Genomic DNA, 15401 nt, shown 5'->3' with positions numbered 1-15401 from the left:
TCGCGATCCGGCGGATGAACGCACAATCATGCATGTCAATCTCACACGACATCCCCTACAATAAACGCCTTCAATGTTCCCCTGTTTTGAAGGGCTCTACCGTTTTTATCGGCTATCCGGGTTAGCGATTATCCGATACTGACGCCCGCTGCCCCTTCCTCTGGTTTTAACTGCAAGAGGTAAGTATTTCATGTCATCTGCCCCATCTATTCTGGATTTCGGTTCTCTGACTGAGGTTGTCGGCTTTCTGATAGAAATTGATAAGCTAAAGAGCGTACAGCGCCGTTCTAAGATCATTGGCAGCGAGTGCTACGAAGATTCTGCCGAACACAGCTGGCATTTCGCCGTCGCGGCGATGGCGCTGGCGCCCTACGCCGGTGAAGGGGTAGATATTCAGCGAGTGATTCAAATGGCGCTGATCCACGATATCGTCGAGATCGACGCAGGCGATGTGCTGGTCTACGATCTCTCCGCCCGTCTTGCCATCCACGATCAGGAAGTCGCCGCCGCCGCGCGGATTTTCGGCCTGCTGCCGGAACCCCAGCGCCAGCAATTCCAGGCCCTGTGGGAAGAATACGAGGCCAACGAAACGCCCAGCGCCCAATTCGCCCTGCTGCTCGATCGCATCATGCCGATGCTGATGAACCTGCACAACGGCGGGCAAAGCTGGGTGGAAAACGGTATTCGCCTCGAACAGGTGATTGGCCGGGCGGATTTCATCGCCAATCTCAATCCGGAACTGTGGCGATACCTGAAACAGCATCTGGAAGATGCCCACGCCAAAGGTTGGCTACGGTAAGAGAATAAAACATCAAGGGTATTGAGAAATAGCGCTGCGTACTCCCCCGACATTACCGCCGGGGGAGAGACAATCACATCAGAAGTTATACGACACGTTGAGCGAATAATTTAACGGCTCGCCGTAGGTGGCGGAATCGTTACTGAGCCAGGTGTAGTAGGTGCGATCAAACAGGTTTCTGACATTGGCCTGTACCGCAAGCTGTTTTGTCACCTGATAACGGGCAAACAGATCGACCAGCGGATAACTGCCCTGGAAAATGCGCGTCTGGCCTTGCGGCCCCGCCCCATCCTGGAACGTGCGGTTTTGCCAGTTGACCCCGCCGCCAACGGTGAGTTCAGGCAACGTGGGCAGTTGATAACGCGTGAAAAGCTTAAACTGCGTCTGCGGCATATTGCTGTTGAAGCGACCGCTGGTATCACGCGCGACATAGCGCGAAGCGCCAAAGGTCAATTGCAGGTTATCGGTCACCGCCCCGTTCAATTCAAACTCGACCCCTTTGCTCACCGCCCCTTGAGAAGCATGGTAAGCCTGCTCACTGGTGCCCTTGACAAAGCGGCCTGCGTCAGCCGAGCCCACATTGTCCTGCTCAATACGGAACACGGCAAACGTCGTGGTTAAGCGACCGTTAAACCAGTCCGCCTTCAGCCCGGTTTCGTAGTTCTTGCCAGTGACCGGAGACAGGTAGCGACCATCGCTATCGCGATAGTTCTGCGGCTGGAAGATTGAGGTGTAACTGGCATAGGCCGACAGCGCATCGTTGATATCATAAATCAGCCCGCCATAAGGCGTGAGATTGCTTTTTTTCATATCGGCCGAGCTGCCGTTGGTCTGCCATTGCGTATAGCGCGCCCCCAAAATGAGGTGGAGCGGATCGGCCAATGAGAAACGCGCCACGCTGTATGCCGCTTTCTGCCGCACCGTGTCATCAGACTGCAGATTCCATCCCGTCCACGTGGGTTCATCAACCCTGCCATTCCAATGGTATAAATTACCGATAGCGTCACTGCTGACGGCAGCTCCGTCGGAGCCATAATAGCTGTTGTGCTGACGGCTGTAGCTTACGCCCGCCACCAGTTCGTGCTGACGGCCCAGCAGTTCAAAAGGCCCGCTGGCATAGCTATCGACCGACAGCTGTTTGCGTTCGCCCGTATAGCGGGAACCGTAACCAGGATCTGGGTCAGTGGGGTTTACTTTTTCAGGAAACAAACCCGTCGTTTGGTCGGGGAAGCCGGAGACATACAATAGCTTGCCGCTCATCGTCGACTCAGCGTGCATTCCGTTAATATGGAAAGCCCATCCGTTATCGAAATCCTGCTTAAGATTGGCGAAAACCTTGCGCGAATCGGAATCAAAGTACGTCCAGTCCGGTGCGGAGTTCATACTGCGGCTAAAGTGCGTACGCGAACCATTGCTGAACCAGGGCGTCAATCCTCCCCAGGTCGCGCTATCAGCATGGTTATCCTGATAGCTGTACCCCAACGACAGAGTGGTGCTATCGGTAATATCCGCGTCCACGACGCCATAAAAGAACTTTTTGTCTCTTTGGTAGCGGTCCAGCCAACTGTTCTGGTCCTGAAAGCCCGCCACCACGCGGCCACGCACCGTGCCGTTTTCATTGAGCGGCGTAGACAGATCGGCAACATAACGCTGCTTGTCCCACGAACCATAACTGGCGCTGAGGTTGCCGGTAAATTCACGGCTATCGGCATGTTTACGCACCATATTTACCGATGCCGATGGGTTGCCCGCACCGGTCATCAGGCCGGTTGCGCCACGCACGATTTCGATACGATCATAAATTGCCGTATCATTATCGGCATCACCGAAGTTCCAGGCTTCGCTGACCGAGGTAGGAATATCATCAAAGATATAGTTGTTGATGTAAAAGCCCCGGGAAAAAAAGCTGGAACGTTCATCAAACAGACTGGCCGAAACGCCCGTCGTATTGCGCAGGACCTCGCCCACCGACTGTAGATTTTGATCCTGTATACGCTGCTCCGTCATGATACTGACCGATTGCGGGATATCACGCGGAGCCATCAGCATTTTCGTCGCCGCGCGGGTGGTTTTAGCGCTGTAATCCTGCTTATCGCCGTTTAACACATCCGCATTGGCCGTCACAACGATATCCGGCGTCTCCGCGTCGGTAGGTTGCGCAGCGAAAACCGATGCCGAATGGCACATTGCCGGCAAGGCCAGCGTCAGCAGCGTAATGGAAGAAGGTTTTCTCATGCAGGATGAGATAAGCCTGTCGGCACGATGTTTCCTGCCCTGGAAAGGCATAAATTTCTCCTCTTTGGGATAAGTGTGATTAGCGCAATATCACCCTTTATCACTTCGCAGGATCAGACCTGGCGTCTGAAAACATCCCTGGCAAGGAAGAAACGCGAATGATAATGATATGCGTTAAAAAATCGCACACACTTTATCATAAAAAATAACGACATGGCTTTTATATCTTTTCAGAAATCTGAATCAGCTGGCATACGGTGAGTCGTTAACACGAAAATGATGAAAAAATAAATTCTTAACGCATTAACAACAAAAACCCCGGCATGAGCCGGGGAAAGATGATGGACATTCACAAAAACGGAACGGAGGGCACGGAGGCTATTTCGGCAGGCTTAGCGCAGTTTTCTCTACATACGGTTTCATAATCTGATCCGCTTCCTGCTGCGCAGCGACCGCCGCCCGATCCACGCTCAACGTCGGGTCGTTGAGCAACGCTGCTAGTTGGTTCTCCATTGCTTTACGCACCGCGACGGTCTCATAAGTGGCATACCACGGATGCGCATATTGAAGCTGCGAGAGCGCAATCGCCGCACGCGAATCTTTCGCCAGATAGTCTTTCATTTCCGGTAAATCGTAAGCCGCCATACGCGGAGCGAAGTAGCCGGTAAAACGGCTCCAGCTGCCGCTGACTTGCGGGCTGACCAGATAATTCATGAACTGCCAGGCCGCCTTCTTCTGGGCTTCGGAAATCCCTTTAAAGCTGACCAGACTCGCGCCGCCGATGGTGACACCACGACGCTCTTTTTCCGGCATCATCGCTACGCCAAGCTGAAAATTCTTGGTGTTTTCCCGCATAAAGCCCAGCGCGCCGGTACTCAGCATCGCCATGCCCAGCTTGCCGGAGAAAAACGCGGCGCTGATCTGCTTAGAGTTCAATACCCCTTCCGGCATCACCTTGTCGCGATACACCAGATCGCGCCAGAACTGAAGCGCGCCTTTCGTCGAGGCCGAGTTGTAATACACCTCTCCCGGGTAGTCGGCATTGTAATAGTTGCCGCCGTTGGCGCGCGTCAACGCGGAAAGCATCCAGCCGCCGTAGTCGTCGTTCGTCGAAGGGATCATGATGCCCCACTGCCCTTTTGCCGGGTCCGTCAGCTTTTTCGCCACCGTAACCACCTCATCCCAGTTTTTCGGCGGCGCATTAAAGCCAGCCTGTTTCAGCAGGTCTTCGTTGTAATAAAGGATGGGGGTTGAGTTATGAAAGGGGATCGCATAGGTCACGCCCATGACCTGCGCATTCTGGTGCAGCGCGGGCCAGAAATTGTGCGTCAGAAAAGGGGTGGCCTTTTCATTGCCGTATTTGAACAGTTCGTCCATCGGCAAAATTTCATCCTTGATGACCAGATCGGCGGTAAAGTTCGCAGACATAATGACCAGCGCTGGCGGATCGCCCGCTTTTGCCGCCGCTTCAGCCTTCACTTTCGTCGTGTCGTAATTACCTGTGAAGATCCCGCGCACTTCAACCTCATCCTGCGACTGGTTGTACTCTTTGATGATGCGCGTCATTTCCATCGTCAGCTTGCCATCCACCGGCGCCGGAAACATAAAATCAATACTCTGTTTTGCCAACGCCGGGCCAGACATCAGCAAGGCCATGACCAACGCCGTCATACGAGGCTTACGCATTTCTTTTCTCCTGGAATAAATTACGGGTGGTTTGCCCGGAAAACCAATGACAATCCTGCGGTGAAAAATGAAGCACAACGGACGCGCCGATATCCGGTACGCCATCGCGATTAGGGCGACGGTAGCGAAGCGTCCCCAGTGAAGTCTCGACGTGGAGCAGATACTCTGCGCCGAAGAGCTCCCGCTGCTTCACCGTTCCCGGCAGAGATAAATCGCCGTCTGAAGCGGCATGTTCGGTAATATGTTCGGGGCGAACCCCCAATAGCACGTCCTCCGGCGCATGCGCCGCGTCGCCGGCAGGCAAAGCGCGTAAGAACGCATGGCCGTCGGTACGGGGCAACGTCAATATATTCATCGCTGGCGTACCGATAAAACCGGCGACAAACACATTGGCCGGGTGGGAATACAACTGTTCCGGCGTCCCTACCTGTTGCAACACGCCGCGATCCAGCACGGCGATCCGATCCGCCATCGTCATCGCTTCAATCTGATCGTGCGTCACGTAAACCGTCGTGGTCTTCAACTGCCGATGCAGATCCATGATGCCGTCGCGCACGTCGCTGCGCAGGCGGGCATCCAGATTCGACAGCGGTTCATCCATCAAAAACAGATGCGGATCGCGCACGATCGCACGCGCCATCGCCACACGCTGGCGTTGTCCGCCGGACAGCTTTCCCGGTTTACGCTTGAGTAGCGGCTCAAGCTGGAGAAGGTTGGCGACGCGCTGCACGCGCTGTGGATATTCGGCCTTTGGCTCGCCGCGCATCCGCATGCCAAAGGTGATGTTCTGTTCGACCGTCAGGTGAGGAAACAGCGCGTAATTCTGGAAAATCATCGAGAAATTTCGCTGTTTCGGACTCCAGGTCGTAATGTCATTTTCATCCAACAGGATTTGCCCATCGCTCACGCTCTCCAGCCCGGCCAACATACGCAGTAGCGTACTTTTACCGCAGCCGGACGGCCCGACCAGCACCAGAAATTCGCCGTCGGCGATATCTAAAGAGATCGACGCCACCGCCTGCGTGTGCTCAAAGCGTTTGCTGATATTGCGTAATTGAATCACAGCCATTACGCATCCACCGGGCAACTGATCCGCGGATCATAGAGGTAAGAACTATCGTGCGGCGCAACCGGCTGACAGTAGCTGACCAGCCCCGTCACAGGCACATAGCGGTGCATCACCATACTGACCGGTTCCAGATTGTAGTAAGGTGCGTCATCATGATGAAAATACGGCACCTGATGTACGGTGCCCGGCACCGTGGCGATGATCGCCTGGCGGTATTGCGTCACGATCAGGCGGTGCGTATGGCCGCAGAAGATGCGCGTCAGCTGCGGAAAACGCTCAATCAGCATCAGCAGTTCGTGGCCGTTTTCACAGGCGATGGGATCCATCTGCGCCGACCCCAGCGGAAGCGGCGGGTGGTGCATGAACAGCGCGGTTTCACGCGTCGAATGCGCCTGCAATTGCTGCTCCAGCCAGTTCAGCGTGGCGGGCGTCAGCCAGCCTTTTGACTGCCCGGCCAGACTGGTGTCGATAAATAACAGACGCATGGGAAAAAGATCTACCGCGTAACGGATATTTTCCGGATCCTCACCCAATTGCGGACAAAGCGGGCGCATCGCATTGAGGAAATGCTGTTTGTCATCATGATTACCCGGGATCACATACAGCGGGTAATCCAGCATCCGTAACACGCGCTGCGCGACCTGATACTCCTGAGGGCGTCCGCAGTTCACGATATCACCGCTAATCACCACCGCGTCAGGCCGTTCTCTCAGCGCATTCAATTGATTGATAAATTTGGCATTTTCCCCGTTAACATCAATAAATTCATAAAGTTTTCGACCCTCACTGCGAAAATGCAGATCGGAAATCTGTGCCAACAACATAACAACCACCTCTATCATTATTCGCCCATTGGCGGATTTACTTAATGCCTGAAAAACCGAAGCTGCTCAGGAACTGCTTCTGAAACGCCACAAAGGCCACCATCAGCGGCAGGCACACCAGTAGCGTCCCCGCGCAGATCAATCCCCACTGTCCGCCGGACTCCGCCCCCATGGCGAATGACACCAGCCCGATAGTGAGCACCTGTTTATCCGGATCGTTGAGTACCATCAGCGGCCAGAGATATTCGTTCCAGTGATAAGTGATACTGACCGTGGCAAAAGCCAGAATGGACGGCCAGGTCATGGGAATAAGGACGTGGAACACCACCTGCCACCAGCGGCACCCTTCCATCAATGCCGCCTCTTCAATCTCTTTGGCAATATTGAGAAATGCCTGACGCATCAGGAATACGCCAAACGCCGAAGCGAAATACGGCATCATCACGCCGGTCAGCGTGTTAAGCAGACCCAGCTGTTTCAGCGTCATCATGTTCGGCACCATCATGACGACGGGCATGATCATCAGTTGGATCAGCAAGAGGTAGAACAGCAGCGTTTTACCGCGAAACTCGTGATAGGCGAAAATGTAGCCCGCTGTGGTGATCGTCACTAACTGCACCAAAAACGTGCCGATCGCAAAGAAGATCGTATTGGCGTAGAGCCGCAGCCAGTCGGCGCTGTCCCACGCGTCGCGGAAATTATCCAGCGTCAGGGGGAAGCGCGGCAGCAGCGATGCCATGTCCGTACCGAAACTGCTGGTGCTGACGGAAGAAGACAACATCCAGATAAACGGGCTGATCCACAGTAACGCGGCGCAAATCAACAGCAGCGGCAGCGTGAACCGCGTTGTAACACGCAGAGGGTGATGGCTGACACGGCTTCGGCTTTCCGGGCCTTGATAGGCAATATATTGATTTTCAGCGCTCATAGTGCGCCCCCTTTTCCAACACTTTCAGATTCAACATGGAGAACACAAACAGCATTGCCAGCGTCAGGAAGGTGGCGGCAGAGGCTTTACCCAGATCGTGCGTGTCATTCGCCAGATTCTGGATGTAATAGAGCAACACGGTCGTGGCATTGTTCGGCCCGCCGCGAGTCATGACGGCCACATGGTCGATTTGAGTGATTGCATAGATGAAAGCAATGGTCACCACAAAGGCGATGGTCGGTCGCAGCAATGGCAAGGTGACGTAGAAAAACACCTGGCGTCGCGACGCCCCTTCCATGAGCGCGGCTTCACGAGAGGAAGCGGAAATCGCTTGCAGGCCGGCAAGGAAAAACAGCATGTAGTAACCGGCAAATTTCCAGATGCCGATGATGCTCACGGCCACCAGCGCGCTGTCGCTCATGCCGAGATAATTGTTGTTCATGGGGCCGAACACTTTCGCCAGATAGTAATCCAGCAGCCCCAACCCCGGCATAAAGATGAACAGCCACAGCGTCGCGGCGCTCACCAGCGGAATGATCATCGGGAAGAAAAAGGCGGTGCGCAGCCAGCGGTTAACATGCGTGTTTTCACAGAGCAACACCGCCAACAGCAGCGCCAGTATGACGCCGGGCACGACCGTCAGCAGGATATACAGCACGTTATTGCGCAAGGCCTGCCAGAACACGGCGTCCTGTACCAGACGTACAAAATTGTCCATCCCCACAAACAAGGGAGCATCCGCGTTTAAGCGGGTGTCATACAGGCTGTCGATAGCCGAACGCAATAAGGGAAAGTAGGTAAAGGCAAGCAGAAAAACCAATGTCGGCAACAGCACCAGATAGGGAAAACATTTTGCACGCATAACTCAACGGTCACTCAGTATGAAATACAGAGGCCATACCCTAGAGTGCGAGTGTGTCAGTGGGGCGTCAGTTTTATGACGTTTTGTTTTCAAATGGTTAAAATATGCCTGATCATTATTAACAATGTTAGAAATTGGTTTTTATTAATACGAATATCTTAGAAATGTGTCGGACGTGCGTTGCTGCATCGCACGTCCGATGCCCTTAACGGGATGACGTGTCGTCCGCTATCGGGACACACGAACAAAATAGGTGACGATCGCCGTAGACATCATCCAGCCGCTTCACGCTCGGCCAGTATTTATGGTCACTGCCCGCCGGGAATACCGCCAACTCGCGGCTGTACGGGTGCGTCCAGTCTGCCACCAACTCCGCCTGCGTGTGCGGCGCATTGACCAGCGGGTTGTCGTCCAGCGGCCATTCCCCCTGTGCGACGCGATCGATTTCCGCGCGGATCGCCAGCATCGCCTCGATAAAGCGATCCAGCTCCACCAGACTTTCCGACTCCGTCGGCTCCACCATCAGCGTGCCGGCAACCGGGAATGACATGGTCGGCGCATGGAAACCATAGTCGATCAGGCGCTTGGCGATGTCCATCTCGCTGATGCCGGTGCTTTCTTTGAGCGGGCGGATATCCAGAATGCACTCGTGCGCCACGCGCCCGTCCCGACCGGTATAAAGAACCGGATAAGCCTGCCGTAAGCGTGTCGCGATATAGTTGGCGTTCAGGATCGCCATCTGGCTGGCCTGTTTCAGCCCTTCCGCGCCCATCATGCGAATGTACATCCAGCTAATCGGCAGAATGGAGGCGCTGCCAAACGGCGCCGCAGAGACAGCCCCCTGCTCCGTCAAGACACCGTCTATTTTTACCACCCGATGACCCGGTACAAACGGCGCCAGATGCGCTTTCACACCAATCGGCCCCATGCCCGGCCCGCCGCCGCCGTGCGGAATACAGAAGGTTTTGTGCAGGTTCAGGTGCGATACATCGGCGCCGATATAGCCCGGCGTGGTGATGCCGACCTGCGCGTTCATGTTCGCGCCGTCCAGATACACCTGACCGCCGTATTGATGCACGATCTGGCACACCTCGCGGATCGTCTCTTCATAGACGCCGTGGGTGGACGGGTAAGTCACCATGATGCAGGAAAGCTGCTCGTCCGCGGCCTGCGCTTTCTCACGCAGATCGCGCAGGTCGATATTGCCCTGCTTATCGCAGGCGACCACCACCACGTGCATTCCCGCCATCTGCGCCGATGCCGGATTGGTGCCGTGAGCGGAACTGGGGATCAGGCAAATCGTGCGTTCGGCTTCATTGCGGCTCTCATGGTAGCGGCGGATCGCCAGCAGACCGGCATACTCGCCCTGCGCGCCCGAATTAGGCTGCATGCAGATGGCGTCATAACCCGTCAGCTGCGCCAGCCAGCCCGATAGCTGCTCGATCATCTGACGATAGCCCAGCGCCTGCTCCGGCGGGCAGAACGGATGCAGTTCGGCAAATTCCGGCCAGGTAATCGGCAACATTTCCGCCGTCGCGTTCAGTTTCATGGTACAGGAGCCGAGCGGGATCATCGACTGATCCAACGCCAGATCCTTACGCGCCAGCCGGTGCAGGTAGCGCATCATTTCGGTTTCGCTGTGATAACGGTTAAACACCGGATGCGAGAGGATCGCGTCATGACGCCGCAGCGTCGCCGGGATTGAGTCCGAACGCTGAGAAACGGCCCGATCAAGCGCCTCAATATCCAACCCGTGATCGTCACCTGACAGCACCGCGAACAGCGTCAGCACGTCTTCACGGGTGGTCGCTTCATCCAGCGTGACGCCGACTGCGCCAGTCAGATCTCCTCTGAGATTGATGCCAAAACTCAGCGCCCGGCTCAGTACCGCATCCTTGTCCGCCACCTCGATCGTCAGCGTATCGAACCAGCTTTGATGACGCAGCGGTAGCCCGCACTGCATCAGCCCCGCCGCCAGAATATCGGTCAGGCGATGGATACGCCCGGCAATACGCTTCAACCCTTCGGGCCCGTGATACACCGCGTACATCCCCGCGATATTGGCCAACAACACCTGAGAGGTGCAGATATTGGAATTCGCCTTCTCGCGGCGAATGTGCTGCTCCCGCGTTTGCATCGCCATGCGCAGCGCGGTATTGCCCGCCGTATCGCGCGACACGCCGATAATCCGCCCCGGCATGGCGCGTTTGTATTCATCACGACAGGCGAAAAAGGCCGCGTGCGGCCCGCCGTAGCCCATCGGCACGCCAAAGCGTTGCGCCGAGCCAAAGACGATATCCGCCCCCTGTTGGCCCGGCGCCGTCAGCAGCACCAGCGCCATCATGTCCGCGGCCACGCAGCTCACCACATTGCGCGCTTTCAGCGCCGCCATCAGCTCGCTGTAATCATGTAATTCACCGGTTGTGCCCGCCTGTTGCAGCAGCACACCGAACACCGCATCGTCTTTCAGCGCCTCTTCAGCTTTACCGACGACGACCTCAAAACCAAAGGTTTCAGCACGGGTACGCACCACATCCAGCGTTTGCGGATGCACATCGTCCGCCACAAAGTAACGGTCCGCCTGTTTGCGTTTACTGATGCGCTTTGCCATCGCCATCGCTTCCGCCGCGGCGGTCGCTTCATCCAGCAGCGACGCGGAAGCTAACGCCAGACCGGTTAACTCCTGTGTGACCTGCTGGAAATTCAGCAGCGCCTCAAGACGCCCCTGCGACACTTCAGGCTGATACGGCGTATAGGCGGTATACCAACCCGGGTTTTCCAGCAGGTTGCGTAAAATGACCGGCGGCACCAGGGCTGCGCTGTACCCCATGCCGATATAGCTTTTATAGCGCTGATTGCGCCCGGCAATGGCTTTCAGCTCGGCTAATGCCTCATGTTCCGTCACGGCCTCGCCCACCGCCGGCGGACCGGGCAGTTGGATATCCGCCGGAACAATCTGACCGATGAGCGCATCCAGAGACGTTGCCCCCACCACCGACAGCATATGCTGCTGCTGGCTGACGAAAGGCCCGATATGGCGCTCAACAAACGCGCCGTCATGTTCGAGTTGACTGAGTGTCTGAGTCATGACCACACTTTCCCGCATCAATAGTGATCGCTACCGCGTTGGAAAACGTCACGGGCGAATAAAATAAAACGCCCCCGGAAATCTCTTCGGGGGCGCGATGGCTACTCGTCTTCTTCTAATGACGCCAGATAATCATCGGCATTCAGCAGTTCATCCAAATCAGACTCATCCGCGGCCTTAATACGGAACAACCAGCCATCGGCATACGGCGAGCTGTTGACCAGCTCAGGGGCGTTCTCCAGCGCGTCGTTAACTTCCACAATCTCACCGCTGATGGGCGCATAAATATCCGACGCCGCCTTTACCGACTCCGCCACCGCGCAGTCATCGCCCGCGGCCACCACCGTGCCCACTTCCGGCAAATCGACAAACACCATGTCGCCCAGCAGTTCCTGCGCATGCTCGGTGATCCCCACGCTGTAGATGCCGCCGCCTTCATGCTGCACCCATTCGTGGGACACGGTGTATTTTAATTCAACTGGTACATGACTCATTGACATCCCCTTTTGTCTGCAATGGTTAATCCTGCGCACTCTCCGTCACGGCTAGTTGCCTGCGCGTTGAGCGTGTGATCCGCGCGCCCTAAAGGGCCAACGCCTGACGTGGTGACTACACGGGCGTTTTGTCCTGACATTCAAATGATCCCGGAGAGGTCATCACGCGTTATTACAACTGAACGAGGGCTTTTCCGGCACGAACGAAGCCGGGTTTCGTCACCCGGACCGGTAGTTCCCGGTTACGAATCTGCACGATCGCCTGCTCGCCAATTCCCGTCGGCACACGCGCCAGCGCAATGCTTACACCGAGCGTGGGTGAAAACGATCCGCTGGTGATCACGCCTTCGCGCATCACGCCATTCCGATCGGTAAAGCGCACCGGTAAGCCATTGCGCAATACCCCTTTCTCCGTCAACACTAGACCAACCAACTGTTCCGTGCCTTCATCACGCTGATGGGTCAAGGCTTCACGCCCGATAAACGCGCGATCCTCCGGTTGCCAGACGATCGTCCACCCCATATTGGCCGCCAGTGGCGAAACGCCCTCATCCATATCCTGACCATACAGGTTCATTCCCGCTTCCAGCCGCAGCGTATCACGCGCGCCCAGCCCGCACGGTTTTACCCCCGCCGCTTGCAGTTGCCGCCAGAAATCCACCACTCGTTCAATCGGCAGCGCAATTTCGTAACCGGCTTCCCCCGTATACCCCGTCGTCGCCACGAAGAAATCGCCGGCCTGCATTCCGAAAAAGGGCTTCATGTTCGCCAGCGCCGCCACGCTCTCATCGCTCAGACCGTTTTCTTTCCCTATACTCTGGACTTTTTCCCGCGCCAGCGGCCCCTGAACGGCAATCAGCGCCAGATCGTCGCGCTCGCGGATCGTCACCCCAAACGGGGCGGCATGCTGGCCGATCCAGGCCAGATCCTTTTCACGCGTTGCAGAGTTCACGACCAGACGGAAATGGTCTTCCGTCAGAAAATAGACGATCAGATCATCGATCACGCCGCCGGAAGCATTCAGCATGGCGCTGTAGAGCGCCTTGCCCGGCTGCGTCAGTTTGGCGACGTCATTGGCCAGCAGATAGCGCAGGAATTCACGGGTTCTTTCGCCGTGCAAGTCGACGATAGTCATGTGGGAGACATCAAACATACCGGCTTCCCGGCGCACAATGTGGTGTTCATCCAGTTGAGAGCCATAGTGCAGCGGCATCATCCAACCGTGAAAGTCCACCATTTTGGCCCCATCGGCCAAATGCTGTTGATACAACGGGGTTTGCTTTACCATTTTTTATCCCTCTTCAGCGCGTGGCGTTCGGGCGATAAAACACACTGCGCAAACGATATCTTATTGTTCGAACTTACCATCGAAGCGCGGGTGAAGCCACACGCACAGGTATAAGTTAATTTATATATAGCGACTTAATTAAGACATTGCCTCCCCAGACATCCACAGACCAATGATGTTTATAAAACTAAAACATAAGGATAAAATTCAAACAAATCGCATAAAAACAAAAATTAATGGCATTAATGTTGGGGTTAAGCAGCCAATACCACCAAAGTATAATCACTATTCGGATTAGTTAAATTAATGATAAAAATCACCTGAAATTAGATTATTTCAATCAAAACCTGTCCTCCTTCATTCTTTTTACCGGTTCGGCTCCTGCCGCCGGATGCACGTTCTGTGAGCGATCTCTCCGCCATCTTCATCTGTCTGCCAGCCCGACCGACAACATGGCAATGGCGAGAAGGCACAAAAATCCGTTATCTCCATACTAAAAATAAGGAATAGCGCCCCCGCGGCGCTATCGGTTTATCGAATCTCAACGTGATGTCATGGGGAAAGGAGGAAGACGATGGTGAACAGAATGATCCTTAACGAAACAGCCTATTTTGGCGCAGGCGCTATCGCCCGGATCGTCGATGAAGTGCAACGGCGCGGCTTCAAAAAAGCCCTGCTGGTAACGGACAGCGACCTGGTTAAATTCGGTATCGTCGCCAAGGTCACCGACAAACTGGCGGCGGCTGGGCTGCCCTACGATCTCTACGCTGAGGTCACGCCTAATCCAACCATCAGCGTGGTAAAAAAAGGCGTCGAACGCTTCAAGGCGTCACAGGCTGATTACCTGATCGCGATTGGCGGCGGTTCGCCTCAGGATACCAGTAAGGCGATTGGGATGATTATCAATAACCCTGAATTCTCCGACGTCCGTAGCCTCGAAGGTGTTGCGGCGACCCGGCATGCCGCCGTTCCGATGATCGCCATCCCGACCACATCCGGCACCGCCGCGGAAGTCACCATCAACTACGTCATTACGGATGAAGAAAAACGCCGTAAATTCGTTTGTGTCGATCCGCATGACATCCCGATTGTCGCGATCGTCGATCCCGAGATGATGTCCAGCATGCCCGCCGCGTTGAAAGCGGCAACGGGAATTGATGCGCTGACGCACGCCATTGAAGGCTTTACCACCAAAGCCGCCTGGGAACTGACCGATACACTGCACTTGAAAGCCATCGAAATCATCAGCCGCTCACTGCGTGATTCCGTCGCAGGGAAGCCGCAAGGCGTCGCAGACATGGCGCTGGGGCAATACATCGCAGGCATGGGATTTTCGAACGTCGGGCTGGGTCTGGTACACGGTATGGCACACCCGCTCGGCGCGTTTTACAACACGCCGCACGGCGTAGCCAATGCGATTCTGCTGCCGCATATTATGGCCTACAACGCCGATTACACCGGTGAAAAATTCCGTGATATCGCCGTTGCCATGGGCGTACCGGGGGTGGTGGACATGCAGATTGCTCAGGCGCGGCAAGCCGCGATCGACGCTGTCCGGCAGCTTTCTCATGATGTAGGTATCCCCTCCCGGTTACGCGATATCGGGATGAAAGCAGAGGATATTCCGGCGTTGGCGCAGGCTGCATTTGACGATGTATGCACCGCGGGCAATCCGCGCGATACCGATATTGACGCGATAAAAACCCTGTATCAGTCGATTTATTGAAACAAAGTCATTGCCAGCGCGTTAACCGCGCCCCGCCCGGCCTTTCGGGCGGCGTCTCCTTTGTCGCCGCCCACGCGGCACAAAACGCCCTGCGCGCACCTCTCCGTGAACATCACTAGGGAGGAAGCGCCGGCTCAGCGCGGTATTTTCTCGTCAATACGTTGAATCAAATAGGGGTAAAACGGGTTCGACGACAGCCTCAGCAGCGTATCCCGATCGCGATGAGTACGCGTCGGATTAAGCGCCGGGTAGACTTCATCAGCATGTTGTTTCCTTTCCCGTTAGCATGTGGCTATGCAAAAGATTCTAAAGAAAATGATGCGGACACACACCGAATCATACAAGGAAACGCTCACATGACGCCTGCCCACCCGACGTCAATCCGGGTGGCATTCTCAAATA

General features: G+C 55.5%; 11 protein-coding genes. 2 read left to right on the top strand and 9 right to left on the bottom strand.

Annotation, left to right across the window (positions count from 1 at the left end; translation table 11 throughout):
* The first annotated feature begins 190 nt into the window (after positions 1-190).
* Entirely contained in the window at positions 191-799 is a 609-nt protein-coding gene (locus tag EDC54_RS06080; protein WP_132454273.1) for an HD domain-containing protein, read from the top strand.
* Between the two features lie 78 nt (positions 800-877).
* On the opposite strand, the gene fhuE is transcribed toward EDC54_RS06080, so the two are convergent.
* The 9 genes from fhuE to gcvT form a co-directional block, all read right to left on the bottom strand.
* A complete protein-coding gene (gene fhuE, locus EDC54_RS06075; RefSeq protein ID WP_230514477.1) occupies positions 878-3034 on the bottom strand; it encodes a ferric-rhodotorulic acid/ferric-coprogen receptor FhuE in 2157 nt (718 codons plus the stop codon).
* Positions 3035-3412: 378 nt separating this feature from the next.
* Positions 3413-4720, bottom strand: a complete 1308-nt coding sequence (locus EDC54_RS06070) for an ABC transporter substrate-binding protein (RefSeq protein ID WP_132454269.1) — start codon at positions 4718-4720, stop codon at positions 3413-3415.
* Positions 4713-5789: an ABC transporter ATP-binding protein gene (locus EDC54_RS06065; RefSeq protein WP_132454267.1), complete on the bottom strand. Its 1077-nt coding sequence runs from the start codon at positions 5787-5789 to the stop codon at positions 4713-4715. The genes EDC54_RS06070 and EDC54_RS06065 overlap by 8 nt, the downstream gene beginning before the upstream one ends.
* Complete coding sequence (locus EDC54_RS06060) at positions 5789-6613, bottom strand: phosphodiesterase (RefSeq protein WP_132454265.1); 825 nt, start codon at positions 6611-6613, stop codon at positions 5789-5791. The genes EDC54_RS06065 and EDC54_RS06060 overlap by 1 nt, the downstream gene beginning before the upstream one ends.
* A 37-nt stretch (positions 6614-6650) precedes the next feature.
* The gene (locus tag EDC54_RS06055) at positions 6651-7541 is read right to left on the bottom strand and encodes a carbohydrate ABC transporter permease (protein ID WP_132454263.1); all 891 of its coding nucleotides are present in this window, start codon (positions 7539-7541) and stop codon (positions 6651-6653) included.
* Complete coding sequence (locus EDC54_RS06050; protein ID WP_132454261.1) at positions 7531-8403, bottom strand: carbohydrate ABC transporter permease; 873 nt, start codon at positions 8401-8403, stop codon at positions 7531-7533. The genes EDC54_RS06055 and EDC54_RS06050 overlap by 11 nt, the downstream gene beginning before the upstream one ends.
* Positions 8404-8608: 205 nt before the next feature.
* Positions 8609-11491 carry an aminomethyl-transferring glycine dehydrogenase gene (gene gcvP / locus EDC54_RS06045; protein WP_132454259.1) on the bottom strand — a complete coding sequence of 961 codons (2883 nt, stop codon included), beginning with the start codon at positions 11489-11491 and terminating at the stop codon, positions 8609-8611.
* A gap of 101 nt (positions 11492-11592) precedes the next feature.
* Positions 11593-11985 (bottom strand): glycine cleavage system protein GcvH, encoded by a 393-nt coding sequence (gcvH, locus tag EDC54_RS06040; protein ID WP_132454257.1) that lies wholly within the window; start codon positions 11983-11985, stop codon positions 11593-11595.
* Positions 11986-12157: 172 nt separating this feature from the next.
* A complete protein-coding gene (gene gcvT, locus EDC54_RS06035) occupies positions 12158-13273 on the bottom strand; it encodes a glycine cleavage system aminomethyltransferase GcvT (protein ID WP_132454255.1) in 1116 nt (371 codons plus the stop codon).
* A gap of 574 nt (positions 13274-13847) precedes the next feature.
* Between gcvT and fucO the strand changes: the two genes are divergently transcribed.
* A complete protein-coding gene (fucO, locus tag EDC54_RS06030; RefSeq protein ID WP_132454253.1) occupies positions 13848-14999 on the top strand; it encodes a lactaldehyde reductase in 1152 nt (383 codons plus the stop codon).
* The last annotated feature ends 402 nt before the right edge of the window (positions 15000-15401 follow it).

It is taken from the genome of Samsonia erythrinae (genome assembly GCF_004342665.1).
Lineage (GTDB): Bacteria > Pseudomonadota > Gammaproteobacteria > Enterobacterales > Enterobacteriaceae > Samsonia > Samsonia erythrinae.
This window is presented reverse-complemented; position numbering and strand designations above follow the sequence as displayed.

Bases quoted from the DNA above. Each gene is read 5' to 3' on its own strand.
- gcvP (WP_132454259.1), bottom strand. From the start codon at position 11,491: ATGACTCAGACACTCAGTCAACTCGAACATGACGGCGCGTTTGTTGAG.
- gcvT (WP_132454255.1), bottom strand. From the start codon at position 13,273: ATGGTAAAGCAAACCCCGTTGTATCAACAGCATTTGGCCGATGGGGCC.
- EDC54_RS06060 (WP_132454265.1), bottom strand. From the start codon at position 6,613: ATGTTGTTGGCACAGATTTCCGATCTGCATTTTCGCAGTGAGGGTCGA.
- EDC54_RS06055 (WP_132454263.1), bottom strand. From the start codon at position 7,541: ATGAGCGCTGAAAATCAATATATTGCCTATCAAGGCCCGGAAAGCCGA.
- EDC54_RS06080 (WP_132454273.1), top strand. From the start codon at position 191: ATGTCATCTGCCCCATCTATTCTGGATTTCGGTTCTCTGACTGAGGTT.
- EDC54_RS06065 (WP_132454267.1), bottom strand. From the start codon at position 5,789: ATGGCTGTGATTCAATTACGCAATATCAGCAAACGCTTTGAGCACACG.
- EDC54_RS06050 (WP_132454261.1), bottom strand. From the start codon at position 8,403: ATGCGTGCAAAATGTTTTCCCTATCTGGTGCTGTTGCCGACATTGGTT.
- EDC54_RS06070 (WP_132454269.1), bottom strand. From the start codon at position 4,720: ATGCGTAAGCCTCGTATGACGGCGTTGGTCATGGCCTTGCTGATGTCT.
- fucO (WP_132454253.1), top strand. From the start codon at position 13,848: ATGGTGAACAGAATGATCCTTAACGAAACAGCCTATTTTGGCGCAGGC.
- fhuE (WP_230514477.1), bottom strand. From the start codon at position 3,034: ATGAGAAAACCTTCTTCCATTACGCTGCTGACGCTGGCCTTGCCGGCA.
- gcvH (WP_132454257.1), bottom strand. From the start codon at position 11,985: ATGAGTCATGTACCAGTTGAATTAAAATACACCGTGTCCCACGAATGG.